At 56.6% G+C, this 1679-nt stretch carries 1 pseudogene; it reads left to right on the top strand.

The features are described from left to right. Window positions 1-1448, top strand: a pseudogene (locus ACIP0B_RS28460) (hypothetical protein); the annotation flags it as partial. Window positions 1449-1679: the final 231 nt, after the last annotated feature.

The following is a 1679-nucleotide window of genomic DNA, read 5'->3' as shown; positions in this document are numbered from 1 at the left end:
TCGCCGCCGACGGGAAATGGTCCATCGAACTGACCGGCGTGAGCCTGAACGTGCTGCACAGTGTCAAGGCCGTTGCCCAGTACGGAAAAAAACCGGTTTCGAACATCCGCGGCTTTACGTCGATTAATGGCCAACGGCCGGCGATCACAGCCGCGCAGGACTCCAAAGGGACGGCCATCGCCAATGGAGGCATCACCGTAGACACCACGGTGCAGTTGACAGGGACGGCCAACACCTTCCTTGAGGTCGAGATCTTCGATGCCGCAGTGTCCAAGGGCAAAGCGAAGGCCGATGAAAAAGGGATCTGGACACTCAGGTTGACCGGGCTACAGACCGCTGAGCACCGTTTCGTCGCCAAGGCCTTGTACGGCAGCGGGACGCAATCGCCTGAATGGGCGATCACGGTGACGGCGGCGGCAACACCGACCATCACGTCCGTGAAGGATCCGAAGAACGTCGAGATCCCCCACGGCGGCCTCACGGTCGAAACCAGCGTGACGCTCACCGGCGCGGCGGCGAAGGGGCTGAAGGTCGAGGTGTTCGACGGCACCGTGTCCAAGGGCCAGGCCACGGCGAATGCGACCTCGGGCGTGTGGACGCTGGCGGTGGCTGGCCTGAGCGTGGCGGCGCACAGCTTCACGGCGAAAGCCTTGTACGGCGCCAATCCGGTGTCGGCGGCCAGGACACTGACCGTGACGGCGGCGACGGCGCCGACCATCACGTCGGTGAAAGATCCGAAGGGCGTCGAGATTCCCAACGGCGGCACCACGGTCGAAACCAGCGTGACACTCACCGGCGCGGCGGCGAAGGGGCTGAAGGTCGAGGTGTTCGACGGCACCGTGTCCAAGGGCCAGGCCACGGCGAATGCGACCTCGGGCGTGTGGATGATGGCGATCTCTGGATTGAGTGCAACTTTGCATACCTTCACCGCCAAAGGACGATATGGAGTCAACCCCGTATCGGAGCAACGGAAAGTGAATGTTCAGGCAGTCCCCATTACATGGTACGAAAACTTTGACTCACGCCCAGCCCAAACCATCAGCAGTGGAAGTTCCATTGTCTTCGACACTATGACGATAAACTTCCAAGCAGGTGGCAACCCAATCGCAATTACTACTTATGCATATCCAGTTTCCGGCATGCTGACCGGCCATGCAATTGGCACAAACTATGGGTTTTTAGATGAAACAAGCGCACGTCAAACTATCATGCTCACTCCAAAATACGCATGCTCAAGAGTCAGGTTTGCATATACCTATCAGCGCCACTGGGCACAAATTGTGTTCCAAGACACAGCAGGCGAATTATCTCGCAGAGATTTCCCTGCTAGCCCAAGCAATGAACACCATTGGGTCGACTATTCGTCCCCTGCTGGAAGAAAAATCGAAACAATACTAATAACTTCCAACGACCAATCGTTTTTTGATTTTTTTCAGTTCTGGAGTTAACGAAGAAATGAGGGTGGATGTTTTATCCGTCCTCATTTCCTCTTCTAGATTATTGCATTGACTAATCTGCAGCGAGACATGTTTAGACATGTTGATCACAGTCTCCATACACCCACACCGCCTTGCGCCATTGCCTACAGCTACGCCAGAATCCGCCGGCTTGTGCGCCTTGGGGACGGGTTCTATCGTTTGGCGGTCGCTGACGAATCAGTGATCGGATTTGACCGTCCG

The organism is Pseudomonas sp. NPDC089534, from assembly GCF_044749305.1.
Classification (GTDB): Bacteria; Pseudomonadota; Gammaproteobacteria; order Pseudomonadales; family Pseudomonadaceae; genus Aquipseudomonas; species Aquipseudomonas ekonensis.
This window is presented reverse-complemented; position numbering and strand designations above follow the sequence as displayed.